The 24,005-nt window shown below is 60.1% G+C and carries 25 protein-coding genes; 15 read left to right on the top strand and 10 right to left on the bottom strand.

The genetic code is table 11. The annotated features are described in order from the left end of the window. Positions 1 to 675: 675 nt before the first annotated feature. Positions 676 to 2,541, top strand: coding sequence for an alkaline phosphatase family protein (locus IVB36_RS21965; RefSeq protein WP_247377520.1), 1,866 nt, complete (start codon positions 676 to 678; stop codon positions 2,539 to 2,541). Between the two features lie 57 nt (positions 2,542 to 2,598). Here the strand turns inward: IVB36_RS21965 and IVB36_RS21960 are convergent, their stop codons facing one another. Next, a complete protein-coding gene (locus IVB36_RS21960; protein ID WP_247371800.1) occupies positions 2,599 to 3,171 on the bottom strand; it encodes a hypothetical protein in 573 nt (190 codons plus the stop codon). A 392-nt stretch (positions 3,172 to 3,563) separates the two neighbouring features. Here IVB36_RS21960 and IVB36_RS21955 point away from each other — a divergent pair, with 392 nt between their 5' ends. Beyond that, the gene (locus IVB36_RS21955) at positions 3,564 to 4,223 is read left to right on the top strand and encodes a peroxiredoxin (RefSeq protein WP_018455274.1); all 660 of its coding nucleotides are present in this window, start codon (positions 3,564 to 3,566) and stop codon (positions 4,221 to 4,223) included. Positions 4,224 to 4,279: 56 nt separating this feature from the next. Here the strand turns inward: IVB36_RS21955 and IVB36_RS21950 are convergent, their stop codons facing one another. Further along, positions 4,280 to 6,010, bottom strand: coding sequence for a Cache 3/Cache 2 fusion domain-containing protein (locus tag IVB36_RS21950; protein WP_247392977.1), 1,731 nt, complete (start codon positions 6,008 to 6,010; stop codon positions 4,280 to 4,282). A gap of 95 nt (positions 6,011 to 6,105) precedes the next feature. Here IVB36_RS21950 and IVB36_RS21945 point away from each other — a divergent pair, with 95 nt between their 5' ends. Beyond that, positions 6,106 to 7,605: a deoxyribodipyrimidine photo-lyase gene (locus IVB36_RS21945; protein ID WP_346731058.1), complete on the top strand. Its 1,500-nt coding sequence runs from the start codon at positions 6,106 to 6,108 to the stop codon at positions 7,603 to 7,605. A gap of 66 nt (positions 7,606 to 7,671) precedes the next feature. Further along, positions 7,672 to 7,986 carry a hypothetical protein gene (locus IVB36_RS21940; RefSeq protein ID WP_018455277.1) on the top strand — a complete coding sequence of 105 codons (315 nt, stop codon included), beginning with the start codon at positions 7,672 to 7,674 and terminating at the stop codon, positions 7,984 to 7,986. Between the two features lie 62 nt (positions 7,987 to 8,048). On the opposite strand, the gene IVB36_RS21935 is transcribed toward IVB36_RS21940, so the two are convergent. The 3 genes from IVB36_RS21935 to IVB36_RS21925 all read right to left on the bottom strand — a co-directional run bounded on the left by IVB36_RS21935 (position 8,049) and on the right by IVB36_RS21925 (position 10,309). Continuing rightward, on the bottom strand, positions 8,049 to 8,789 hold the full coding sequence (locus IVB36_RS21935) for a hypothetical protein (protein WP_085351318.1): 741 nt from the start codon (positions 8,787 to 8,789) through the stop codon (positions 8,049 to 8,051). A 98-nt stretch (positions 8,790 to 8,887) separates the two neighbouring features. Then, on the bottom strand, positions 8,888 to 9,760 hold the full coding sequence (locus IVB36_RS21930) for a DMT family transporter (protein WP_247392976.1): 873 nt from the start codon (positions 9,758 to 9,760) through the stop codon (positions 8,888 to 8,890). A 102-nt stretch (positions 9,761 to 9,862) separates the two neighbouring features. Beyond that, the gene (locus IVB36_RS21925) at positions 9,863 to 10,309 is read right to left on the bottom strand and encodes a hypothetical protein (RefSeq protein WP_007603109.1); all 447 of its coding nucleotides are present in this window, start codon (positions 10,307 to 10,309) and stop codon (positions 9,863 to 9,865) included. Positions 10,310 to 10,598: 289 nt separating this feature from the next. Between IVB36_RS21925 and IVB36_RS21920 the strand changes: the two genes are divergently transcribed. Further along, positions 10,599 to 10,862, top strand: coding sequence for a hypothetical protein (locus IVB36_RS21920; RefSeq protein ID WP_247362432.1), 264 nt, complete (start codon positions 10,599 to 10,601; stop codon positions 10,860 to 10,862). A 30-nt stretch (positions 10,863 to 10,892) separates the two neighbouring features. On the opposite strand, the gene IVB36_RS21915 is transcribed toward IVB36_RS21920, so the two are convergent. Next, positions 10,893 to 11,354 (bottom strand): host attachment protein, encoded by a 462-nt coding sequence (locus tag IVB36_RS21915; RefSeq protein WP_247392975.1) that lies wholly within the window; start codon positions 11,352 to 11,354, stop codon positions 10,893 to 10,895. Positions 11,355 to 11,666: 312 nt separating this feature from the next. Between IVB36_RS21915 and IVB36_RS21910 the strand changes: the two genes are divergently transcribed. From IVB36_RS21910 to IVB36_RS21885, 6 genes are all read left to right on the top strand, one after another. Further along, positions 11,667 to 11,939 (top strand): hypothetical protein, encoded by a 273-nt coding sequence (locus tag IVB36_RS21910; RefSeq protein ID WP_247362426.1) that lies wholly within the window; start codon positions 11,667 to 11,669, stop codon positions 11,937 to 11,939. Between the two features lie 437 nt (positions 11,940 to 12,376). Next, a complete protein-coding gene (locus IVB36_RS21905; RefSeq protein WP_247362424.1) occupies positions 12,377 to 13,342 on the top strand; it encodes an AraC family transcriptional regulator in 966 nt (321 codons plus the stop codon). Between the two features lie 154 nt (positions 13,343 to 13,496). Continuing rightward, entirely contained in the window at positions 13,497 to 13,649 is a 153-nt protein-coding gene (locus IVB36_RS21900) for a hypothetical protein (RefSeq protein ID WP_247362422.1), read from the top strand. Between the two features lie 474 nt (positions 13,650 to 14,123). Next, positions 14,124 to 14,450 (top strand): hypothetical protein, encoded by a 327-nt coding sequence (locus tag IVB36_RS21895; RefSeq protein WP_247392974.1) that lies wholly within the window; start codon positions 14,124 to 14,126, stop codon positions 14,448 to 14,450. Positions 14,451 to 14,589: 139 nt separating this feature from the next. Continuing rightward, a complete protein-coding gene (locus tag IVB36_RS21890; protein WP_247392973.1) occupies positions 14,590 to 14,982 on the top strand; it encodes a hypothetical protein in 393 nt (130 codons plus the stop codon). Further along, complete coding sequence (locus tag IVB36_RS21885) at positions 14,979 to 15,245, top strand: hypothetical protein (RefSeq protein WP_247392972.1); 267 nt, start codon at positions 14,979 to 14,981, stop codon at positions 15,243 to 15,245. The genes IVB36_RS21890 and IVB36_RS21885 overlap by 4 nt, the downstream gene beginning before the upstream one ends. Positions 15,246 to 15,263: 18 nt before the next feature. Here IVB36_RS21885 and IVB36_RS21880 read toward each other — a convergent pair whose 3' ends face one another. Together IVB36_RS21880 and IVB36_RS21875 are read right to left on the bottom strand one after the other, a co-directional pair. Further along, positions 15,264 to 15,824 carry a hypothetical protein gene (locus IVB36_RS21880; protein WP_247392971.1) on the bottom strand — a complete coding sequence of 187 codons (561 nt, stop codon included), beginning with the start codon at positions 15,822 to 15,824 and terminating at the stop codon, positions 15,264 to 15,266. A 49-nt stretch (positions 15,825 to 15,873) separates the two neighbouring features. Further along, positions 15,874 to 16,527: a hypothetical protein gene (locus tag IVB36_RS21875; protein WP_247392970.1), complete on the bottom strand. Its 654-nt coding sequence runs from the start codon at positions 16,525 to 16,527 to the stop codon at positions 15,874 to 15,876. Between the two features lie 316 nt (positions 16,528 to 16,843). Between IVB36_RS21875 and IVB36_RS40520 the strand changes: the two genes are divergently transcribed. Together IVB36_RS40520 and IVB36_RS21865 are read left to right on the top strand one after the other, a co-directional pair. Beyond that, positions 16,844 to 18,730 carry an AAA family ATPase gene (locus IVB36_RS40520; RefSeq protein WP_247392969.1) on the top strand — a complete coding sequence of 629 codons (1,887 nt, stop codon included), beginning with the start codon at positions 16,844 to 16,846 and terminating at the stop codon, positions 18,728 to 18,730. A gap of 324 nt (positions 18,731 to 19,054) precedes the next feature. Beyond that, a complete protein-coding gene (locus IVB36_RS21865; protein ID WP_247392968.1) occupies positions 19,055 to 19,264 on the top strand; it encodes a hypothetical protein in 210 nt (69 codons plus the stop codon). 2,110 nt (positions 19,265 to 21,374) lie between these two features. Here IVB36_RS21865 and IVB36_RS21860 read toward each other — a convergent pair. Together IVB36_RS21860 and IVB36_RS21855 are read right to left on the bottom strand one after the other, a co-directional pair. Beyond that, a complete protein-coding gene (locus IVB36_RS21860; RefSeq protein ID WP_247392967.1) occupies positions 21,375 to 21,545 on the bottom strand; it encodes a hypothetical protein in 171 nt (56 codons plus the stop codon). A gap of 171 nt (positions 21,546 to 21,716) precedes the next feature. Then, positions 21,717 to 22,118 (bottom strand): hypothetical protein, encoded by a 402-nt coding sequence (locus IVB36_RS21855; protein WP_247392966.1) that lies wholly within the window; start codon positions 22,116 to 22,118, stop codon positions 21,717 to 21,719. Between the two features lie 897 nt (positions 22,119 to 23,015). On the opposite strand from IVB36_RS21855, the gene IVB36_RS21850 reads away from it, so the two are divergent. Both IVB36_RS21850 and IVB36_RS21845 read left to right on the top strand, forming a co-directional pair. Beyond that, complete coding sequence (locus IVB36_RS21850) at positions 23,016 to 23,384, top strand: response regulator (protein ID WP_247392965.1); 369 nt, start codon at positions 23,016 to 23,018, stop codon at positions 23,382 to 23,384. A 175-nt stretch (positions 23,385 to 23,559) separates the two neighbouring features. Then, entirely contained in the window at positions 23,560 to 23,730 is a 171-nt protein-coding gene (locus IVB36_RS21845) for a hypothetical protein (RefSeq protein WP_198288278.1), read from the top strand. The last annotated feature ends 275 nt before the right edge of the window (positions 23,731 to 24,005 follow it).

Raw genomic sequence — 24,005 nt, 5'->3', positions numbered from 1 at the left:
GCACACGACCGGTGCGATCGGCGTACGGCAAAATCGTGTGGTCCTGACGCCCGGGGTCTGTGCGTCAAGCGTTGCGGTGATGTGGGTTGCCCAACCGGGCACACGCATCAGCCATCCGCAAGGCGACGGGGGCAATAGTGCATCGCTCCCCGGGGAGAGCACGACATAAGCCGTAAAGCCACTGCGCAGGGAAGGCCGGATGTTGGGCTTCACCTGTATGCCGCTGTGCATTGTTCTTACGACAATCTCGCACAGTGGACCGCGGGTGCCAGCCGGCACCCGGTCTTCCCTGCGCCCTCTTTCATTTTGAGGGTGAGGCGACCAAGCAAAGCTCGGGCGAAATGCGCCGCGAGAGGGCGAAGGTGTGTCTGCCACTCGGAATGCGAATCGAAGCGCGACGCTGCCAGCCACTCACTCCGTCATTGCGAGCGCAGCGAAGCAATCCAGTCTGCCGCCGGGGAAAGATTCTGGATTGCTTCGCTGCGCTCGCAATAACGATGCTGAAGCAGCGCGTGCCGACACCGCGATCTCGTGCCGCCGGACGCCGCGCAGAGCGGGGCCCCTGTCCTTCTTTACATGGCGCTCCGCTCTTGTAACAAAACCGTCATGCAGCGAAACTAAATGAAGCCGGGGGCCGCGGTTGGCGGCCAAGCCGCCTCGCAGGGAGAGATTTTGATGCGCCGTTCGCTGGTGTTGCTGTCAGCCGGACTGACAGTGTTGTCCGCAGGATTTTCGACCGGACCTGCCTCCGCAGAGAACAACACGCCCCGTAACCTGATCCTGTTCATTCCGGACGGTCTGCGGGCGCTGAAGGTCACGCCTGAGACCGCCCCCGCAATGGCCGAAATCCGCGACAAGGGCGTCAACTTCAAGAATTCGCATTCGCTGTTCCCGACCTTCACCATGGCCAACGGCTCGGCGATGTCGACCGGCCATTATCTCGGCGATACCGGCGTGTTCTCCAATACGATCTGGACCAACTACACCTCGGTACCCGCCGGCGACACCGTGGTCCCCTTCATCGAGAACGACGCCGTGCTTGGCGACATCGACGAGCATTTCAAGGGCGACTACCTCAACGAGGACACGATCCTGAAATTGGCCCGCGACAAGGGCTACAGCACCGCCGCGCTCGGCAAGCATGGTCCGACCTATCAGTTCGACCACACCGACAAGCCCGAAAAGGCCGGCCTGCATTCGGTCGTGTTCGACGATGCGACCGGCGGCAAGAACGGCGTGGCGCTGTCGGACGAGGTCAAGGCCGCTCTCACCAAGGCCGGCCTGCCCCTCGCCACGCCGCCGCGCGGCGACAACTCCAAGGCGGGCGATGCCAAGACGCCCGGCACCACGGCGGCCAACGTCGCGCAGCAGGCCTATTTCGCCGACGTCGCGGCCAAGGTCGTGCTGCCGATGTTCAAGGCGCGCAACAAGCCGTTCGTGCTGGTGTTCTGGTCGCGCGACCCCGATGGCAGTCAGCACAACACCGGCGACAGCCTCAACCAGATCATGCCCGGCATCAACGGGCCGACCTCGATGGCCGGCATCAAGAATGCCGACAACAACCTCGCCCAGCTCCGCAAGGCGCTGGACGAGCTCGGCCTTGCCGCCACCACCAACATCATGGTCCAGGCCGACCACGGCTTCTCGACCATCTCCAAGGAAAGCAAGACCAGCCCCTCGGCCAAGGTCAGTTATGACGACACGCCGAAGGACTTTTTGCCGATGGGTTTTCTGGCGCTCGATCTGGCGAAGGCGCTCGACCTGCCGCTGTTCGATCCCAACGACAAGAACGCCAAGGTCGAGGGCAACAAGCATCCCAAGGCCGGCAACGGCGTGCTCGGCAAGGATCCGGAAAAGCCCGATCTCGTCGTCGCCACCAATGGCGGCTCTGACCTGATCTATTTGCCGACCAAAGACAAGAAGCTGGCGGCCAAGACCGTCAAGCTGCTGCTTGAGCAGGATTACGTCTCCGGCCTGTTCGTCGATGACTCGCTCGGCCGCTTCCCCGGCACGCTGCCGCTGTCGAGCATCAACCTGCGCGGCAAGGCGGCGACGCCGACGCCGGCGATCGTGGTCAACTTCCGCTCCTATGCCAGCGATTGCGGCGAGGCGCCGACCAACTGCTCGGTGCAGGTCGCCGACACCGTGCTGCGCCAGGGCCAGGGCATGCATGGCAGCTTCAGCCGCGGCGACACCATGAACTTCATGGCCGCGATCGGTCCGGACTTCAAAGCCGGGTATGTCAGCGAGATCCCGGTCAGCAATGCCGACGTCGGCATGACGGCCGCTCAGCTCCTCGGTCTGCGCGCTTCTCAGAACGGCGGTCTCGTCGGCCGCGTGATGTCGGAGGCGTTGCCCAACGGCATCGTGCCGAAGGCCTACAAGGGGGTCGAGAAGTCGAAGAAGTCCGAGAACGGCCTGCAGACCGTGCTGAACTTCCAGCGCGTCGGCAGCCAGCGCTATTTCGACACGGCCGGCTTCCCCGGCCGCACGCTCGGGCTGGAGCCGGACGCCGGCAAACAAAAAACGGCGGGGAAATAACCCCGCCGTTCAAATGCGTCCTTCGTGAAAGGCGCAGAATTTTACATGCCCAAAATCTTACATGCCGATGTCGAACACGTTCGGCAATTGGCCCGCCAGAGGCAGCGCGGTGGCGCCCAGGAAGGTCGCCACCATCGCCATCAGGCGACGATTGTTCTGGCGCTTGCCGCGCATCTGGCCGGCGATCCACTCCAGCATTTCGCTGTTGACCTTGGAGGCATAGGACGGCGCCCAGCTCTCGATGTCGGACTCGGCCGACAGCGCCACGCTGCGCGGCGGCACCTTCAGGCCGGAGGCGCTCGCCGCATAATGAGCTACCGCCTTGGCGAGCAGGTCGTCGAACCGGCCGCCATCGGTGCGCTCGGTTGCGGCTTCGTTGATCTCGAACAGCACTTCGGCCTCAGTGCGGCTGACCGGCTGGTCGTTGACGGCCGTGGCGGTGAGGATGCGGGCGCACCAGGCGGTGTCATCGGCATCGAGCGAGCGGGAGAAGTGCACCCTTCCCTTGGTGGTCGGGCCTTCGCCCGTGATCACGCCGTCGCGCACGATGGTCAGTGCATGGGCCGAGGTATCGCGGCAGGATGGTTCGAGGGACGGTGACTCAACAGACTTATGCGCAGCGGCAGACATAGTTCACTTCCAGATTTCTTCTGATCGGCCAGCATTTTCATGCCGGCGTAAAGGGGTGGTTAATGATTCGGTACCGGGATCGCGACTCTTTGAGATAGTTGCCAATTGGTCGCTGTCAGGACCATTTTGGTTCTGGCAAGCGCCGGGCGAGCGTGATGGAAGTCATAAAAGGCTTTCTCGGGGCAATCACGCCCGTATAGCCCCGGTGGAGATGTTTCGCCGCGGGCGCGGCTGTAACAAAAAGGTGCTAGGAAATCAGGCCTTCAAAGAAGGAATTCACATTTTACTTGAAGCGGTTCAGTTAGCGTTCACTTGGGATCGCGGAGACCCTATAATGGCCGCGACGGTCAAAGATGAATTCGCAAGTAAATTCAATAACATGAGGTAGAACCATGACACTTCCGATTGGCACCACCGCCCCCGACTTCGAAGCCGAGACCACCGAAGGGAAGATCAAGTTCCACGACTGGATCGGCAATAGCTGGGCGCTGCTGTTCTCGCACCCGAAGGACTTCACACCCGTTTGCACGACCGAGCTCGGCGCGCTGGCCAAGCTGAAGCCGGAATTCGACAAGCGCGGCGTCAAGCTGATGGGCCTCTCGGTTGATCCGGTCGACCGCCATTCCAAATGGTCGGAGGACATCAAGGAGACGCAAGGCGCGGCCCCGAACTATCCGATGATCGGCGACACCGATTACAACGTCTCCAAGCTCTACGGCATGCTGCCGGCCGCGATCTCGGGCGATCCCCTCACCCGCACGGCCGCCGACAACCAGACGGTCCGCAACGTCTTCATCATCGGGCCGGACAAGAAGATCAAGCTGGTGCTGGTCTATCCGATGACGACGGGTCGGAACTTCCAGGAGATCCTCCGCGTGATCGACTCGCTCCAGCTCACCGCCAAGCACCGCGTCGCGACCCCGGCCGACTGGTCGCAGGGTGACGACGTCATCATCGCGGGCTCGGTCTCCAACGACGAGGCCAAGACGATCTACCCGCAAGGCTGGAAGGAGCCGAAGCCCTACATCCGGATCGTGCCGCAGCCGAAATAACGGAACTGTCATTCCGGGCGATGCGTCAGCGCCGCCCGGGACGACGATGTTAGCTCTTACGCCGCGCGCACGCGTTCGAGGAAGCCCTCGACCTCGGCCTTCAGGTGCAGGCTCTCGCCCGACAACGCCTGGGCGGAGGCAAACATCCGGCTGGACGTCTCACCGGTCTCGTTCGCACCCTCGGCGGCCTGACGGACGTTGACGGCGACATCGGCCGTGCCCGATACCGCCGCGCGAACGCTGGCGACGATGTTTTGGGTCGCGCTCTTCTGCTGCTCGACCGCCGCCGAGATCGAGCCCGCGATGCCGCTGATGCGCTCGATGGTCTGGCTGATCGCCTTGATGGCGACAACCGATTCCTCGGTCGCAAGCTGCATGCTGGCGATCTGGTTCGAGATCTCGTCGGTCGCCTTGGCAGTCTGGCCGGCGAGCGTCTTGACCTCCTGGGCCACCACCGCAAAACCGCGGCCGGCATCGCCCGCGCGCGCGGCCTCGATGGTCGCGTTCAGTGCCAGCAGGTTGGTCTGCTCGGCGATCGAGGTGATCAGCTTGACGACATCGCCGATGCGCGCGCCCGCCTCGGAGAGCTGCGCGATGCGCTGATCGGTCGCCTCGGCCTGCCGCACGGCCTCAGCGGAAATGACGTTCGATTCCTGCACCCGCCGGGTGATTTCGGAGATCGATTGAGACAGCTCGTCCGAGGCCGACGCCGCCGAACGCACGTGCTCGGAGGCGCTTTCGGAAGCTCCGGCCGACCGCGCCGACAGATCGGCGGTGGAGCGCGCAGTGTCGGTGAGCTGCCGCGCCGTCCGCTCGAATTCGCCTGACGATGTCAGCACCTTGTCGAGAATGCCGCCGACACCGCCCCGGAACTCCTCGACGAAATTGCGCAGCTCGGATTTGCGCTGCTCGGCGGCCGCAGCCGAAGCGGCCGCCTGCTCGCTGCGCATCCGCGCCCGCTCCTGCGAATTGCTCCTGAACACCGCGACCGTGCGGGCGATCTCGCCGATCTCGTCGGCGCGATTCTCGCAATCGATCTCGACGTCGCTCTGGCCTTCGGCGAGCGCGGTCAGCGAGCGCGTCACTGAGGTGAGCGGCTTGGTGACGCGGCGGACGACCAGCAAGGTCAGAACCAGCACCAGCAGCGCCGCGAGCCCGGCGGCGATCGCCATGCTTTCGATGGTGTGGGCCAGCATGCTCTCGAATTGGGCCATCGGGATGCCGACATAGAGGATGCCGGCGACCTTGCCGCTGGCGTCGGCGATCGGGAAATAGGCGGTCATGAAGGACTTGCCGAACAGGGTGGCCGGGCCCTTGTAGGCCTCCCCACGACGCAGCAGCGCCTGCGCCGGATGATCGGCGGCAAGCTGGGTCCCGACGGCGCGGTCGCCATTTTCCTTCTTCACGTTGGTCGACCGCCGCACGAACTGCCCGCTCGCATCGTCGAACACGAACAGGGTCGCGTTGCCGCCGACATAGGACACCGCGCGATCGACGATGGCGTGATCCCTAAAGTCCGGCATCTTGGGAATCTCGGCGCGCGCCACCGCGCCATCCCGCATCGTGATCTTTGCGTCGGGGATGACCTCGGCAAAAGCCAGCGCCAGCGTGCGCAAACTCACCTCGATGTCGCGGAGCGCACGATCGTTGAAAGCGGAGCTGAGCGACCAATAGCCGGCGCCAACCACGAGCGCCGTGTTCACGGCGATCAGCAGCACCGCGCACAGGAGCGCCTTGGTGCCAAGTTTGAATTGCGGCAGAAACTTCGCCGTTGCTCGTCCGTACATGAATGAAATCACCTCCGTAATTCCTGCATACTCGTGCAATCGGCTTACGGTCGCATTAATGACGGTTCCATCGCAGCACGCGACATGCTTTCCAAATCGTTAACGAGGCCACCCTGACCACGCCCAGAACTACGCTAAGCACTACGCCAAGCGCTCCGCCTATCATCGTCTGGCTTCGCGACGACCTCCGCCTGTCCGACCACCCCGCCCTCCACGCTGCCGCCAAGGCGGCTGCGAAGACCGGCGCGCCGGTGATCTGCCTCTATGTGCTGGACGATTCGGCCGGGCGAGCGCCGGGCGCCGCGGCGCGCTGGTGGCTGGCGCAGTCGCTGCGGGCGCTCGGCGCGGACATTGCCACGCGCGGCGGATCGCTGATCCTGCGCAAGGGGCCGGCAGCCAGGGTGATCGCGGAGGTGGCGCGTGAGAGCGGAGCCCGCACGGTCCACTGGAACGGGATCGCACAGGCGCCGCATCAGGCGATTGAGCGGCAGCTCGAATCCGCGCTGGCAAAGATCGGCGTGCACTCGCAATGTTTCCCCGGCGACCTGCTCGTTCCGCCCGCGGTAATCCGCAACAAGGAAGGCCGCGGCTTGCGCGTGTTCACGCCATTCTGGCGGCGCGTGCTGGCGCTCGGCGATCCGCCAAAGCCCCTGCCGGCGCCGAAGGACCTGCGTCCTGCGCCGACGGTCGCCAGTGACACGCTGGAGACCTGGAAGCTCGAGCCTGGCAAGCCAGATTGGGCCGGCGGCCTGCGCGAGACATGGACCCCGGGCGAAGCTTCCGCCCGCGCTCGCCTGCGCGACTTCCTCAAGCACACCGCACAAGGCTATGTCGGCGATCGCGACCGCCCGGACCGAGAGGGCACCTCACGCCTGTCACCGCATTTGAGGTTCGGCGAGCTCAGCCCGCGCCAGGTCTGGCACGCCGCGCGGTTCGCCGCGGCGGAAAATCCCGCGATCGGACCCGGCGTCGACAAGTTCCTGAGCGAGCTCGGCTGGCGTGAGTTCTGCCGGCACCTGCTGCACGACCACCCCAATCTTGCAACCGAAAACCTGCAAGCGAATTTCGACGGCTTCCCATGGAAGCCCGACGCCAAGGCGCTCTCCGCCTGGCAGCGCGGCCGCACCGGCTATCCCATCGTCGACGCCGGCCTGCGCGAGCTCTGGCACACTGGCGTGATGCACAACCGGGTGCGAATGGTCGTCGCCTCGTTCCTGGTCAAGCACCTCCTGATCGACTGGCGCGACGGCGAAAGCTGGTTCTGGGACACGCTGGTCGATGCGGATGCCGGCAGCAATCCCGCCAACTGGCAGTGGGTCGCCGGCTGCGGCGCCGACGCGGCGCCCTATTTCCGCGTGTTCAATCCGGTGCTCCAGGGCGAGAGGTTCGACCCGGATGGAGCCTATGTGCGACGCTGGGTGCCCGAGTTGAAGGATGTGCCACCCGAGCTGATCCATCAGCCCTGGCAGGCGACACCGATCGAGCTTGCGAGCGCCGGCGTCACGCTCGGCAAGAGCTATCCGCATCCGATCGTCGATCATGCCAAGGGACGAGAGCGCGCGCTCACCGCCTACGCAAAGATCCGCAAAGGTTGAGCGTTGCTTTGACACAATTATGAAACGCGCTATCGTCACCGCTCCATGCAAACCGTGGGGGACGATATGGACGACGACAAGCCGATCACCGAACAGGCGATGGACACGATCACCACCGCCGTGGAAGCGACCAAGGACGCCGCTGTCACTGCGGTGAAGCAGGTCAGGAAAGCCGCCAAGAAGGCTGCGAAGAAGGTAGCGCCGAAGAAGGCGTCCAAGAAGAAAGCCAAGAAGGCTCCGAAGAAAACTTCGAAGGCCACCAAGAAGACTTCGAAGAAAGCTGCAAAGAAGTCGTCGAAGAAGGCGGCCAAGAAAACAGCAAAGAAGGCCACCAAGAAAGCTGCCAAGTCGAAAAAGAAGGCCACGAAGGCCAAGCGCTGATCGCAACGCTCAAGTCTCCGGGGGCGGACGCGCCCGGAGACGGCTCCAGCGATACCCTACCCTTACCGCTTGGCTGCGCGCCGGCCCGGGTGATGCTCGCCTTGCGGATCGCGAAATTCGCTGCGATGGCCGCGCCGGTCCTCGGCGTTGAAGCGCCGGCGCTTCTCGGGCGAGCCGAACTGCTTGATCAATCTCCTGCCGTTCACCTTTTTGATGACGTAGCCGCCCTCGGTCATCGAGAACGGCTCCTTGAGCAATCCCATGTGGTCGAACTTCGTGCCGCGGGGATGCTTGAAGGGTTCGAACCAGGACGGATAAACGAAGTTCGACATCGGGAGATCGTTGACGACGAAGGCGTCCTCTTCCACTGCGTCGCAGACCTCGTAGGCGTATTGGGTGTGCCGGGTCTTGTCGGCCCACAGATTGGCCATAGGGTCGAGCACCATCTCGAACAGCTCATGCGAGGCTGCCAGACTGACCGGATCGTCCTTGGACAGCGCCTTGAGGAAGATCTTCGAGATCGGCTGTCCCCGATGCGTCAATTCATGCCGCCCGAGGAAATTCTTGTGGGTCGCATCGTCGAAATAGACCAACTGCCAGTCAGTGGGCTTCGGCTTGCGGGTAACGTCGAGATCGACGGGGTAGCCCCAGACCGGCAGGAAGTGCTCGTCATAGCATTTCTGCAGCGCGGCCGTGAGCCGCGCCATCACCTGCTCGCTCATCATCTCCTCTGCATAATTAATGCAGGCAATCCGGACTGGCTTCAGGGACCTGCCAAGCAATGCGCGTCTCGCCTTCTTCATGGAAAATCACCTGTGAAAGGGGCACTGAAATGCGCCGACCCTAGCACGAACGCGCCGCGCACGTCAGGGATGTATTCGAGCGGCTTGGCCCGCCGGCCCTAGAAGCGTCGGTTGACCACGAACACCGCGGCCGCGCACATCACCATGCCCGCGATCGCCAGCGCATCGAGCTTTTCTCCGAACAGCAGATAAGCCATCAGCGCCGTCACGGCGGGCACCAGATAGAACAGGCTTGCAACAGACGTGGCGGCGGCGTGGCGGATCAGCCAGTACAGCAGCCCGATCGACCCGATCGAGAGCGCCACGGCGAGCCAGGCCAGCGCGAGCATGAACTCGCGCGTCCAGTGCACCACGCGGTCCTCGAACAGGAACGCGCCGATCGCGAAGAAGATCGTGACGGACACGTACTGCACGAGATTGCCGGCGCGCCAGTCGATGTGGTTGCAGTAGCGGCGCTGATAGAGCGTGCCGAGCGTGATGCTGATCAGCGAGACCACCGAGGCGAGCCAGCCGAGCCCGGCTTCGCCGGTCATGGGACGGCCGTGCAGGATCAGCACCACGCCGCCGAGGCCAAGCACGAGCCCCGCCCATTGCACCGGCGTCACCTTCTCCCCGAGCCAGCGGTTGGCGATGGTCGAGGTCAGGATCGGCTGAAGGCCCGGAATGAGCGCGGAGAGCCCGGCCGGAATCGAGTGCGCGATCGCGATCGCGGTGCCGCCGAGATAGAAGCCATGGACGAGAATGCCCGCGACTGCGCTGTGCGCGATGCCGATACGATCCGGCCATTTCGGTCGCGCGATCGCGACGATGATCGCCATCAGACCGACCACGAACGCCATGCGGATCGCGAGGTAGGTCAAGGGATCGGCATTGTTGACGACGTATTTGGTGCCGATGAAGCCCGTGCTCCAGAGCAGGACGAACAGGATCGGCGCGGCGCGGGCGGCCAGGGCTTCTTGATCGTGGTTCATTGCCGCCCTCATTGCCTCACAGGGGGCCGATGCGGCAATGCGAATTTCGGCCAATTTCGTCCGGGCGATGCTGCGCTGCGACGGACCGGACGGCTCAGCGGCTCACCATTCGTCCGGACACGGATCGATGATCTTCCAGAGCTCGACGCCGTTCTTGATCTTTTTCATGTCGGTGGTCAGCCCGCCATTGCGGCGAATCCAGTCCTTCACCGTGTCGGGGTAGTAGGCCATCAGGTCGGACGTCCCCTCCGCGCTGGTGACCTTGATGCCGAAAGTGAAGGCCTTGTCGTAGTAAGCCTGGTGGAAGCCGAGGCTGGCGCGCGGCGTCACGCAGATCTTGTTCATCGGCACGATGCCGAGCACCAGGGTGCAGGCCGAGTTGCAGATGCCGTCGATGATGACGCGTTCGCCCTTCTCGCGGACCCGCTTGTACTTGGCCTTGTACTCCTCGACATAGCCGCCGTGATCGCGGGTAATATGCAGCTCGGCCCGCGCCGGCGTGGCGGCGACGACCGAGAGCAACAGCAGGCTCAGAAGCGTGATGCGCATGGCGAGGTGACGGCGAAAGCCTTCAGGAATGGACCGGTCTATGAACCCCGAGAAGCCGGCAACAGGAGTCTTGAGCTAATTCTCTTTGGTCATACTTGTGTGGGGAATTCGTTAAGCATCTCGAAAAGGCCAAATATGGGCAAGTCCGGACCACAGAACCGGCAATTCTGTCACACCCACCCGGGAATCTGCGGGATTGGCGTCGATTTCCGGGCTGCAGACGGGTGTTCCGGCCGCCCGAACTGGCTATAAACAGCCGACCTATTCGTGCGGGTTCCGGAGATTCGAGATGAGCAAGTTGAAGCTTGTAGCCGCGATTGCAGCCCTGTCGGCCGCAATCCTTGCCCCTGGCCTCGCAGAGGCGCGGGGATACCACCGGTACCATCGCCACTACCCGAACCCGCTGCCCTACCCGATCAGCTATCTGCACAATTACGGGCCCGGCATCACGCCCGGGACGTTCGCCTTTTACGACGGCCCGTCGACCAACCATTGCTACCAGAGCGCAGCCGCCTATGTCGGCCAGGACCGCCGTCGGCACCCCTGCTTCTGAGGGGTGCAGGCGCGTCCTCTGCGGGGGCCGCTATTTGGCGGCGCCGGACAGCAGCAATTGCTTCTCGATCTCGTAGACCGGCAGTTTGACGAGGTCCTTGCCGACCTCGCCCTGGAGTGCCTTGCGCACCAAATCCGAATAATCGGCGCGAATCATCCCAAGCGCACGCGGCGAGGCCACCATGGTCAAGGCCGAGGTCTCGCCTGAGCTGACGGCGGCATCGAGCCGTCCGGCCAGGCCGCGCAGGAAGGCGCGCTCGGCCTCGTCGTGCCAATCAGTCTGCTCCACCGAGCTGCGCGTGCTACCGGCCGCGCCGTGAAGCCTGCCCGGCGCGTCGGTCCCTTGCGCACCGGTCGAGGGATTGGGCTGTTCGTGCACCTCCCTGGTGTGGAGGTTCGGAAACATCTCGTCGCCGAGGTTTTCCAGAATAAGCGCCTTGCGCCCGTCGCACACGACCAGCCAGTCACCCTTGTCGATTCTCATTTTGTCCATTGCACAGCTCCAAAGCGACCTCGCGAGCCAGCTCATCGAAATGCTCGAAAGCTGGCCACGACGCCAAAATTAGGGACGAAGCTGCACCAACGAATTGCGCGGGATCAAGGATGGCGGCGATGTCCTGCGGAGCGCAAAGCAAGCGCGCCATTGGTCAAGAGCGCGAACCTGGGATAGTCTGGCGGAGCTAAAGGTCAGGCCTGCGGCGGGCTGGGCTGAAGACCTGTTCATCAGCATTACATTTCGGTCCCGCCACAATTTGATCAGAACAAACTTCGATATCCCTGTATTGCGTAAGCGGAGAAAGACATCATGAAGCTTAGAATTGGCCTCGTCGCCGCGTCCCTGTTGGGTGCGTTGGTCGCATCATCGGCGGCGTCCGCCATGCCCATCGCGCCTGCTCCTGCGACGCCGCAGGTTTCCGACGTCGAGCAGGTCCGCATGGTCTGTGACGCCTGGGGACGCTGCTTCTGGCGCCCGAACTACTATGGATACTACGCCCCGCGGCCCTATTACGGTCCCCGATATGCACCGCGCTTTTACGGTGGCCCTCGCTATTACGGACCACGCTATCGCCGCTGGTGATTCTAAAGGGGCCCTTCGGGGCCCCTTCGCTTTTGCGAGATCAAGGATGTTGGTCTGGAGTCATTCCAAAACTGATCTAGATCAAAGACGCAATCCGCCACGCCGTCATTCTCCGACGATGGTCGATTTGATCGTTTTTCGATGTCCCCAGACGGGCATGAATGTGCAGACACATTTTGAGAAGCAACAGACACAGGAGGCGCAGAGCTTTGCCTCCATCGCCTGTCCCGCCTGCACGCGGCTGCATTTCATCGACCTCGCCTCCAGCCGGCCGATGACTCGAGATCGTTGAGACGACATCGATCCGCCGGGCTTCATGCCATGATGCCCGCAATACTACGGCCCGGAATCCGGTTTACTGAAGCGCGATGTTTCGCCATTGATGGCGATGTTCCGACGTTCATTTGATTGTCATATTGCAGCAGCCGGTCGCACGCATGTTGTTCGACGCCCTCGCCCCATCCTCGGCGCTTCAATTGATCGGCTTTGCCGACGTCGATGCGTTTCGGCCGATCGAGTCGATGGAGGATGCGAGAAGCATTCCGCTCGACGTCCGGAATTTCGCGGCGGCCCGCGCTGTCGTCTCTCTGCCCGGCTGCCGCATCGTCATGATGCGCTCGTTCGCGCGCATCCTCGACGGCGCCTATCGTATGCCCGGGGGGATGGTGATCCTGCCCATGACGGACGACCTTCAGGTCAATTCCAAGGGCATGGATCTGGACGCGCGTTTCTTCATCGCGCTCCGCGGCAGCGATGAATGCCATTTCGTCGAGCGGCGGACCAATCATCATGCGATGATCATCTTCTCACCCGGCCTGAGTGACCGGGGCTGGTTTGATCAGGCGGACGATTTGCGGACCTATGGCGCGAACCGCCCCGCTTTGCTCCACGCACGGCAGCTCCTGCTCGACATTCTGCGAACCGCGTCGGTGCAGCCGGCCTTGTTCGAAACGACCGAGGTCGCCGCCCATCTCCAGGAAGGCCTGCTGCTCGCGCTCGACGATCTGTTTCGCATCGATTCGCTCTCAGACCGGAGTGCCTCCGTCCAGGGCGAGCGGTCGATCAAGCTCGTGCAGCGGATCGACGATTATGTCGCAGCACATCCGACTGCCCCGATCTATACCGCCGAGCTCGCCGGCGAGTTTGGCGTCTCGATCCGGACGCTTGGCGGCGCCGTCAGCAAGGTGCGTGGCATGAGCCTGCACCAGTACATTCGCCTGAAAAAATTGTGGGCGACCCGGTCTCGCCTTCTCAAAGGCGGCGGCGCCACCGTCACCACATGCGCGCGCGCCCAAGGCTTTCACCATTTGGGGGAGTTTTCCGCAGCTTACCGCGCGACCTTCCACGAAGCGCCGTCCGACACGCTGGCACGGGGCCGGCAAGCCGGCCCGACGGCACGCTGACCAGATAGGCTCCGGCCTTTCCGACGCGGCGAGCCTCAACGGAACCAGTTCCTTCGAACCGCATTATCCAAGCAGTGCGCCGGCGGCGCACTGAAGGCACCCCGCGTTCACACGCGGGGTTTTTCTCGCCGTCAACCAAGTGGTTCAGAAAAAAATGTCTATCAGCCGCAACCTATTGTTTCTGGTCATCGGTGCTTTGGTCGTCACGGCAGCCGTGCTCGGCTACAATCTTTACCAGACGAAGAAGCAGCCCGACGGCCTGCAAATCAATGTCGGTCCCAACGGGCTGAAGATCCAGGGCAAATAGAGGCGGCTCACGGCCTCCCGCCAGATCCGAATATTCTGGCCTGACTATTGGCGCGCTCGGAGAGATCATAACTGATGTTATAACTTGTTGAAACTCTTATGTCTTTATTTGTATAAATGGCACGAGTGGGAACTTGAGGGGGATGTCCCGTTTCGCCACGCGGCTGATAGCGGGGACGCCACCTTACTTCCGCCGACATCCCCCGCGCTCGGCGTATCCCTTCGCCCTCGCAACGTCGGCCGCCGGACTCTGATCCGGTGCCATGCCTCCCGAAACTGAGCCTTGGCGTCGTTGAGGCTAACGCCGCCTCCGGCTTCATCCGCCTTGCAGGGCCTGCCGGCCAGCCAGCAATTCCACGCCCACAGCTCTGCGCCGGCTCGGCCGTTGGCCCGCCTGATGCGGCCGATGGACAGCCCGCGCCACAGCACTTCATAGTCGTCTTGGCAGCGCTCGCCGCCGATCACGGTCGCGCGCATGATCAGGATTTCGTCGTCGCTCATCTGGGGGATGTCGGGCGTCGTGGGATGGAATCAAGCGTTCGACGATCCGATAGCTCTGCCCGGGCGGCAGCCCTTACGCACGCTACGAGACGCCGCCCTGTACGTTACGGTGCTGCCCAAGGCTGAGTACGATGCCCCGGAATGGCAGGCCGCCATGGAAGCGCTGCTGCTGGTCGCCGAGCGTGATGGCCCGACGATGTTCGCGCGCATGGGGATGATGCGGGCGCTGCACCGGCATCGGCCGAAGGATACGCCAGCGCCGCGACCGAAGGCGGCCAAGGCTTACCGGATCGTTCGGTGATGCGTCCTCGGCCCCGCGCTGGATGAGAGCCTCGGACCCGGCCGCGAAAAAATATGACTGCCGATCAAACGGTATGTATGGCGGTGAAGGCTGGCGGCGGCCGTAACGGTCGCGCTACGATCAGCGGATGACAAATCCCATGTCCAAGATCTTGCTCGCACTGGCCGCGCTCGCGGTTCTGGCGACCGACGCCTCGGCCGACGTGCTGCGGTGCAAAATCGAAGGGTTCAGCGGAAGCATTTTCATCACTTCTTCCCCCGACACCAACCAAAGTGACGGTCAATACGCGCGGATCGGCATCTCCCCCGGACTCGGAAACAGAGCTTTTGCTTTCGCCGACCGCATGGGCGCTCACGTATTCGTTGAATTGAATGCTGATGGTACGCCTGTCGGGCTGTTGACGGTGCAGAAGGATATGCGCGTGATCAATTCACGTCAGTCAATCGATCCTTCGGGAGTGGTTTTTGCGCCATCCCAAAGTGCGGGCGTGTGTACTCGATGCGAGTCCCTAAAAGCCTGTTCGCCGCGATGACCAACACGGTAATCGCACTGCTCGCGTTCGCGTTGCTGACCGGCGCGGCGTCGGCGCAACAGCGCGCGCTGTATAATGCGCGCGGGAATGTCGTCGGCCGGTCTTCGACCGACAGCCAAGGCATGACGACGGCCTATGACACACGCGGCAAGATGATCAGCCGGGAGAGCACAACGCGCACGAAGAATGACTGGCCCACGAAGGATGACTGCTACGGCAGACCCGCGCTGATGTCGGGCAAAGCCTTGTCACTAGTACGATGACCTACCCGCGACGCGCTTTTACCGCATACGCTTGTAATAGGCCGGGTCTCCGATAGTCCACTTCAGCACCCGTGACTCCGACTTCGCGCACCACGTCTTCGTCTGATTTATCGGCTCTTGGACCCACAACACCTCGCCACGCTTACGCTCAATCGAAATCGTGGTGCGTGAGCACATTGATTCATCTTGCGCGACGATCTCGGCATTCGTCCACAAAGTAACGGGCATGATTCCTGGACCTGTCACACGCGACACATAATTCTTCTCCGCCTCGACAGTGATCACGAAGCATTCTTTCCGTTCCTTAAAGCAAGTCACAACATTAGTGTTGTTCGGATACCCCACGCCTGGTCCGGTTAGTGTCCCTGAGACCTCGACATTATCGCCGACGTCGTTGAAGAACGCTTTCGGCGCGAACCTGATTTCTTCTTCAGCTAGTGCAGGCTGTGCAAGTCCCGCCGTTGCCACGCAGAGCATGAAGGCCCTTTTTCCCACCATAACCTTCTCTCCCCCATTGTTCCCTGCTTCAGTATAGACATGAAGGGAGTAACACAAAAATTCAAGGCGGAGGGCGCTCATTAGCTGTCGCATATTCGAGGGAGTAATGCTCCGCATCACTTCGCCGCCGCTACTCCGGCAAATATGGTTCTTCTTGCAATACGGCACGACAAACAGCGCGATACCAAGCCAGACCGTTTGTGTCCTTGCGCACGGGTGCCGTGAAGGCTTTTGATATATCGTCATCTTCGTACATAAACGATCCTGACAGGCCTCGCTTGCAATCGTATAGCTCTTTCGTCCGAAGCCCGTTAGCGATCAAGTTGTGGCCTTCCATGTAAAGCTCATTCTCCGACCGGCCCCATTGCTTGCAATGTAAGTAAGCCGGGCTTGCCAACCTGACGTAAGGATACTTCCACGAGACCATTTTGAAGGCGTAGGTCATGCCACCAGCTTTGGTCTGACTACTCTTCACCTCTATTTGCTCGATCGGTAGATCAGGCGGCCCAAGTTGAAGAAGGTCGGCCGGAGCAGGATATTTCCCATCGCGCTGGCCGCAATAATTCTTCAATACTCCGAGTGACTTTAGCTGCTGCTTCATCACGTCGGGATTGTCGATGCGCGTTAAAATGACCGTAAATCTTCCTGGCGAAAGGAACTGCACAGTTTTCAGATCAAACGTGAGGCTGTCGTTTTCTGTTGGAATTTCGAGGAAGCGCTTCGGCTGGTCGTCAGCCTGCGTCGGGCAAGAAGCAACGAGCAATATGGCCCAGATCAGCGACAACCGATAAGCAGGTCCTTGACACTGAGAGCATTGCATCGAGGCACCCTGCTATAGCGGAATCAATCTTAACTCACGCCCAAATTGCTGCAAGTGCCGGTTCGTTATCCTCCTCACGCCCAAGCCTCAGCCCTGTGCTCGAATGACCAACGCACGTTGCCGGTCTCGATCACGTGCGCGCACCCTAGCCCTGTGAATAACCGGGACAAGCCTCCCAATCCTCGCGTTGCTACCCTGCATTGTGCCATCGTGTCGCAATAGCGATTCGCGAAAATTGCTGCCACGGCACTATATGTGAATTGACTGGCAAGGGGATGCAGTGCGCTACAAATCGTTCAGAATACAAAACTTCAAAGGGATCAAAGACGCTACAATCAACCTCGATGGTGTTGGCGGTGCAGCGGTCTTTGCTCTGGTCGGCCTGAATGAGAGTGGAAAAACGACAGTCCTCGAAGCCATTCACAGCTTCTCACCCGAATCCGCTACCGGCGAGCTACTCGGCGGCGCTAAAGGGATTGGTATTCCATACAAGGATAGGGTGCCGCGACATCTGATTTCGACATTTACCGGAGATGTTTCGGTGACTGCGACTGTCGCGCTGAACGACAGCGACAAGGAGCAGATCGCCGCAGCCGTCAAAGAGACCGCGAAACTGGAGGTTGACGACCTACCAAACGAACTTGTTTTCCAGCGGCAGCAAAGATTCGCTAACGGCGACTTTCAAAACAACTATTTTTCAATGCGCACTAACGTATCAGTCAGAGGGAATAAGCGGCACAAGTGGCGGCTTCCGACACATGAAGAAACCGTCGCTCTCCGCGACGCGATTTACGAGCTGACCCCAGATATCGCGTATTTTCCAACTTTCGTTTTCAATTTTCCAAAAAGAGTTTTCCTGACAGACCGCGGAAACTCAGTTGATACTTTTTACAGTACCGTTTTCCAAGATATCCTCGACTACGACGGTCGGGGCCACACTATTGAAAGAGACATAGTCGGGCGCATACGAAGCAAGGAGCTGGTCGTCTCGTGGCTCCAGTTCTTTACGGCCTGGGCGCAACATGACGGCAGAGATAAAATTCAACATGTTATGGATCGCGCAAGCGTTGCTGTCACTCGTTTAGTGTTCGGGCGCTGGAATACAATTTTTGGCGAAGATACTCGCGGAAAAGAAATCGTAATCTCCTATGACATCGTCGAAGGTGAAAAGACTGATGACAGAGGCGTAAGCACAAAGACCCAAGAACACGACATCTATATCAAGTTCCAAATTAGGGACGGCACGCGTCGGTTCGACATCAATGATCGATCACTCGGATTTAGATGGTTTTTTGCGTTTATGCTGTTCACCCAATTTCGGGTTTCGCGAGCAGGTCCTGATCGCAAGCTTCTGTTCTTGTTCGACGAACCGGCCTCCAATCTCCACGCCGCCGCCCAGCAAAAACTGATCGACTGCTTTCCGGGAATCGCCCGCGATGACCACATGCTGATCTATTCGACTCATAGTCACTATATGATTGAGCCGAAATGGCTAGAGCAAACATTCATTATTACGAACCGGGCCGATGCGCCGGGCAACTCTATTCTGGATGAGATTTCCTTAGACGACGAATCTCTCGACGTAAAAGTTGCGTCTTACCGTTCCTTCGTAAATGAACATCCAAATCAGACGAGCTATTTCCAACCTATTCTTGATCGACTTGAAGTTGCTCCCTCTCGATTTGATATCAATCGGTCATCGGTCATTCTGGAAGGGAAATCTGACTACTACATACTAAGGTACGCGGCCAAACTTCAAGGGATGCCAGATTTGCCGTTTATCCCCGCTTTAGGAGCTGGAACATTCGATGCGCTGGCATCGCTGCATGTCGGCTGGAATTTGGATTTCTTGTTTCTTTTAGACGGGGACAAGCAAGGTTTGGAGGAGAAGAAGCGGTATTCGCAACTGTATGGCATCTCCGCGAACCGACTAGCGACCATCAGCGAGTTATCCGGCAACATAAAGGTCATTGAGGATTTGCTTGACGAGGAAGCGCTCAAATTCATTCAATCGGAGCTGTCTTTGCCTAGTTCGCCGAATAAGAGCCAAATCCGACGTTTCTTCCAAGAGCGATTGGCCAGCGACAAGACAACCAAGATAAGCGCCGGATTTTCGTCCTCCTCGAAGGGGCTGCTGCACGCACTTCGCTCCCGGCTGAATCCGTAGTTGTCTGGTCGCGCGACAGTCTCTATGACGCGAGACGGGATTCGGATGCCACCGCGAAACCCGCAACGCTACATGCACAGCGCCAATTCGGCGCGCTCGCGCTTTCGCACCGGGATCATCATCCGGCTTAATCCAGCGCGGCCGGTGATAGAATAGCAAGGCAGACTTTGCCACGGCATCAGGACAGCGCTTCGATCTCGCAATGATTCGTGGGTAACGTTGCAAATTTACAACCCGCACGGCCATTCGAGATACTAAACTCGTCCCTTGAGACGACCGATACATATTTCATTCTTATTTCAATATAATCAGCGGGGGCGAACGATGTTTGATGTCTATCGCAATGACAAGCGCGATTTCCTCGTTCTAAGTACAGGCTCCGCTATACCAGTGCTTTACTCTGCGCATAAGTGGCGCAAGAGCAGGAAAAGAGTTCTGAAGGTCAGCGACGAAATCAAATCAGCCGTTCAGGCACAAGGGTACTACGTCCGCAGCTTGAGGGCTACCAAGGAGCGGATAATCGAGGTCCAGTAGGTCGGCGGCCGGCGTTCTCTATGCAAGCTCTACAGCGGCGTAGTCAATCGCTACGTCGTAACTTGCAGCCGATGCCCCGCGCTTTCCCGTTTATCCCGCGCCCGTGATCCGCAACACGCAAGCCGGGACCGAGATGACGCTGATGCGCTGGGGCGTGCCGACAACATCCGCAATATGTCGTCTCCGCACTGCCGCATCCCGCTCTCTCATTGCGCGGCGGCGGTCGCGTCGGCACGTCGCGGTTACCAACGACGGACTTGTCTGCGAGTAGGTTATCTCGAATTCAAAAGTTCCAGAAGTAACTTCCGGTCAGGACATCAAGCTTAACCGGCGACGTTTGTTGCGCTGCTATCGTATCGCGGATAACGGTTGATCAACCGCGAACTTTTTTTCTGATCTTTTGTCGCGACAGCCTTAAACCAAAGGCGTCAATTTATGATCAGGTATTCATCCTACAGCAGCACGAACTGTCGCGATAAATCTCGCGAGAAGATCGAATGGCTCGACCGGCTCGAGCGACAGTATCGCGAATTGCTAGAGCTACGCAGGCGCGTGGAAGAGGCTGAGGCCGCGAGAGCGCCAAAATCGCGCGACACGCGACAATCAAAGAAACGGTGATGGCCACGCGACTCGGAGACCTCGTGCCGATCTCCGGGCATGTGATGACCTCGCTTTTGCGCTCCAAGAGTCGAAGCAAATCTGGCGCGGCTGCCGACCAGACTGACGGCCCTTCGCTGCCATCTGGACTGAGTTCAACGGCGACCGTAGCACAAAAGGCCAAGCCGATCCCTCCTGCAAGAGACCGCCAACCGGGCGTGTCGAAAACAGCCGCAGGTTGGGAGAAAAACAGCCGGGGCCTGGCATTCCCATTTCAATGTGCCGCAACGGCGGTAATCGGCACGCTCCTATCTACGCACACACAAGCTAATGAACTATTTCGCGCGACCCGGAAGGAGGCTACCTTTTGAGGAGTATCCTTTTCGACCGCGCCATTCGCCTCACCGAACCGACGTGGCGCCCCAGCTCGGCCGCTATTCTCGAAGCGCCAGCGCCATCGCGGACCAGCTTCAGCAGGCGCTGGATTTCGCCTTCACTCCATTGTTTCGGCTTCGGGGTTTTCAATTGTGGCCTAAGCTAACCTGCACAAGGTCAATCTGACGTTGGACCCGCCAACACTTCGGAATTTACGACGGTGGTCGCCTGGATGCTGCGCAAGCTGGGCTCTGCTGGGCAACATCGGCGCAAGAGGCCGCCGCCCGCAATCGTACGGGTGCCACCTAACTTTTTATCGCGACCGACTCTTCAGATGGAGGCGAATTTCAGCGTTTTGCCCAGCAAGCTCCGCTCGCCCTTTGCTCGGGGGCATACCGCTGGTTCTCCGCTCGGCTAAGGCTACTCGATCCCGGAGCGCCTCCAACTCAAAAAGCTTACAAGCGAGAGCGTTGAAACGTTCAAGCAAAATAGTAGTGCGGCTGTAGACCTGATCAGGATTACTCATTGGCACACCCCTACTCGGTAAAATTAACTCGTGAAGAGACGTCCGACCATAATAGGAAAAGCATGCAACCTTCGGACGAGCTTCGTCAAGGGCATTGTAAAAGCGTAACGCCTCGACTCCAGCTCTGTTGGGGTTGAGTGCGACGCAAGCATCCATTCGTCCGTCGCTTTCAGTTCGGAATGGAAGGCGGCTTACCGCGATTGAACTATAATGCACAGCGCGGATAGCAATAAGGCAGCCCGAAGAGCAGGAGCCCGGACCTCATAGCCTCAGCAGCCCGATCAGAGGTTGTTCGGCTACCAGCTTGGCCTAGGCGGAGCAGTCCACTGTCCTTTGATGCACGCAGAAGCGGCCTTCGCGGTTGACAGCGCAACCCAAAAAAATGGCTCCGAAAGTCGGGGCCATTTTCGTTGATGGTCTTTCGTTAGTCGTCGTAGTCCCAAGTGTGGTGACGCCTGATGACCACCGCGCGGTCTCGATCATGGCTGTACCAACCATGGTGCCATCCGCGATCATACCTACGGTCATATCCGTCGTCCCTGTTGGCAAACGCGTTGGGAAAGTCGCCGTTCCGGGAACAGGGGCGACACTTTATTGAACAGGCGTTCACCATCATTGCAATGTGGAAGCAACATCCCAGATGATCTTGTCAATCTCAACACCATCTAGCCTGCGTTTGATCCGCAACACGACGGACAGCACCATCAGGACATCACATAAGGCATCGACAAATCGCGGACTGCTCTTGATGATGCAGTTCGGCGTGCTACTAAGCACGCCCATCAATCGGCTCGGAGAGCATCAGTGGTTAAAACGACTAAGACCAAACGCAAAGAGTACACGAATGACGACGTGAAACTGATCAAAGCGCATTCCAAGGCTCGCACCCCTGTCGCCAAACTTTCGAAACTGATGAAGCGGTCCGAAGGTTCGTTGAGACAGAAGGCGCTCGCGCTAGGTCTCGGTCTGGGTCATCAGCGGTAGCCACAGGCCATACCCAACCAAAACGGCCCCGGCGCGTGAAGCACTCCGGGGCCGTTCGATCATCAGGCACGGGTACATCCGCCGCCCCCTCCCGATCCGGCGATTACTGCACGCAATCTCGTGCACATGATGGCAGTTGCACGACGTCGAGGCGTTCACATCCCGCCCGAAAGCGCTCGGCCTCCACCTCGGCGTTGCGCCACTCGGCCCGGCGCCGATGCTCAGCGCCAACGCCTTGCGCGCCTCCACGTCCCAGATGATCTTATCGATCTCGGCGGCATCCAGCGTGCGTTTGATGCGCAAGGCGATGGACAGCACCATGACGACGCCGCCATACGGCGTCAGAGCGCGCGGCGATGTCGCGATGCGCAATGAATGTCTCGATGGCCTCCTCGCAAGCAGGGCCAGCTCACGCGCCTGCCGCAGATCATCGGGAGCAGACCGGCTGTCGCGGTGAGCTGCTTGGTGCTTCTTATCCCGTTAGCCGTATGTCCGGTATGCGGCCGAGAGCAGCCCAACACGGGGACGGCGCGAAGGTCAGAGATGGGCCACACAACACACCTATGGTTCCGGTGGCTCTGACCTACGCTGATGCGAGAGCCGTTGTGCCTCCTCGTTCTGGACCTGTTCAAGCAAATCGAGGGTGGCGGCAAGGCCAGCGTAGGTTTGGGACACGTTTAAAAGCAGGTTGGCGACCCGCTTTGTCGTACCTTCAATGTTGGCGCGTGCTCGATACTCAGCCGCGAGTTTGCGGCACTCTTCAGAGTTTTGCCGTGCTGCCCTGATCATCCGCACCCGCCCACATGTCCCAAGCGCATGCTTACCGATTTGGATTTCTCAGTGCACGTCAAATCCGACTAAAGAGCTACATACGAAGGTTTAGACGCTGCGATTGCGGCCGACCGAACAATGATTTGGGCGCGGGTGTCCGCATGGGCGAAGAGCTGAAATCCGAAGTGAATGAGCACCGCAAGCGACCTGCTGCGGGTCAAAAGCGTCAGTCTAGCACTCCGCTGCAAACTTCCGGTCTACCGCTCTGAGCCGACATGTAGCAGCCCGGCCTCACCGGTAGCTATGGGCCATCTCCGGAAGTGCACATGCGTAAGCCACTCATCCTGCGTTCGCGTCTAGTCCTATTCTAGTGCTTCTAAAGCCGACGATCCGTTCGTCGTGTGTTTTCAGGGCGGACTAGATTTCCGTTGATCCAGATCAAGGGTTTTCCGAAACCCAGGAGCCCAATATGCTCTCCCTCGGGGCTGGGACACGGATATGATGGCGCAGCGGACAGTTGTGGTCGTGATCGACGACGATGCGAGCCTTCTGAAGAGCGTGGCACGGCTGTTGGCGTGCCACGGCATTGAGAGCCGGACGTTCGCCTCGGCCGAGGCGTTGCTTGAGAGCGACAACGTGCAGACGGCAACCTGCTTGCTGCTTGACATTCACCTCGGGGGAATTTCGGGGATCGCGCTGCAGCGCCGGCTTGCGGCATCGGGATCGAAGTGGCCGGTCATCTTCATGACCGCGAGCGACGACGAGGCCACGCGCAATGAGGCGATGGACGCCGGATGCATCGCCTATTTACGCAAGCCGTTCGCACAGGATGACTTGCTGAATGCCCTATCGAAAGCTCAGGCTTAGCAGGCGCAGCCAGAACAAGAACGTTCGGGGGCGCTACGTCGGTTTGGGGTCCAGAGTGGCGGTCCAACCTTGCGCTCTGCCGGGTCCGGTCTAACCCTGACACCCGACTTATCCACGGGCGGCGGGATGATATGATTATCTGCGGCTAAACGTCCGATGCGCAACGGAGTGTTCGATGGCGAAGGAGATCAAACAACTGCGGAAGCAAGCTGAAAAGGCCGCGCGCGCTGCAAAGGCAGTCGCAGATGCTGAGGTATCTCAGGAACTACAAGCCTTAGCACGCGCCTTCAAAAGCCAAGCCGACGTTCTGAAGTCAAAAAGGCGAGCAGGCAAGAAGAGACGGTGAACTTGATCCTTGAAGAACAGCCGTAGAATCCTTGGCGATTGGTTGCACAAGCAGGCTTCATTTATCCTGTATCGCCGAAGGAGGTGATGACCTTCGCATGCTGCCCTTGTCGCTGCGGAAAGAGCAACTTGGCACGTCTGCTTGGCGCGGCGTCCTGAAGGTGTCTTCATCAATCCTTTTGAACGCGGCGAGCTTGGGCCTTCGAGCTGCCTGCAAATTGGGGCTGGAAGGGTTGGTGTCTAAGCGTCGAGACCGGCCCTATCAGGCCGGGCGGA

Source organism: Bradyrhizobium sp. 35, assembly GCF_023073215.1.
Classification (GTDB): domain Bacteria; phylum Pseudomonadota; class Alphaproteobacteria; order Rhizobiales; family Xanthobacteraceae; genus Bradyrhizobium; species Bradyrhizobium canariense_D.
Note: the sequence above shows the minus strand (reverse complement) of the source record. Positions and strands in the feature narration are given on the sequence as shown.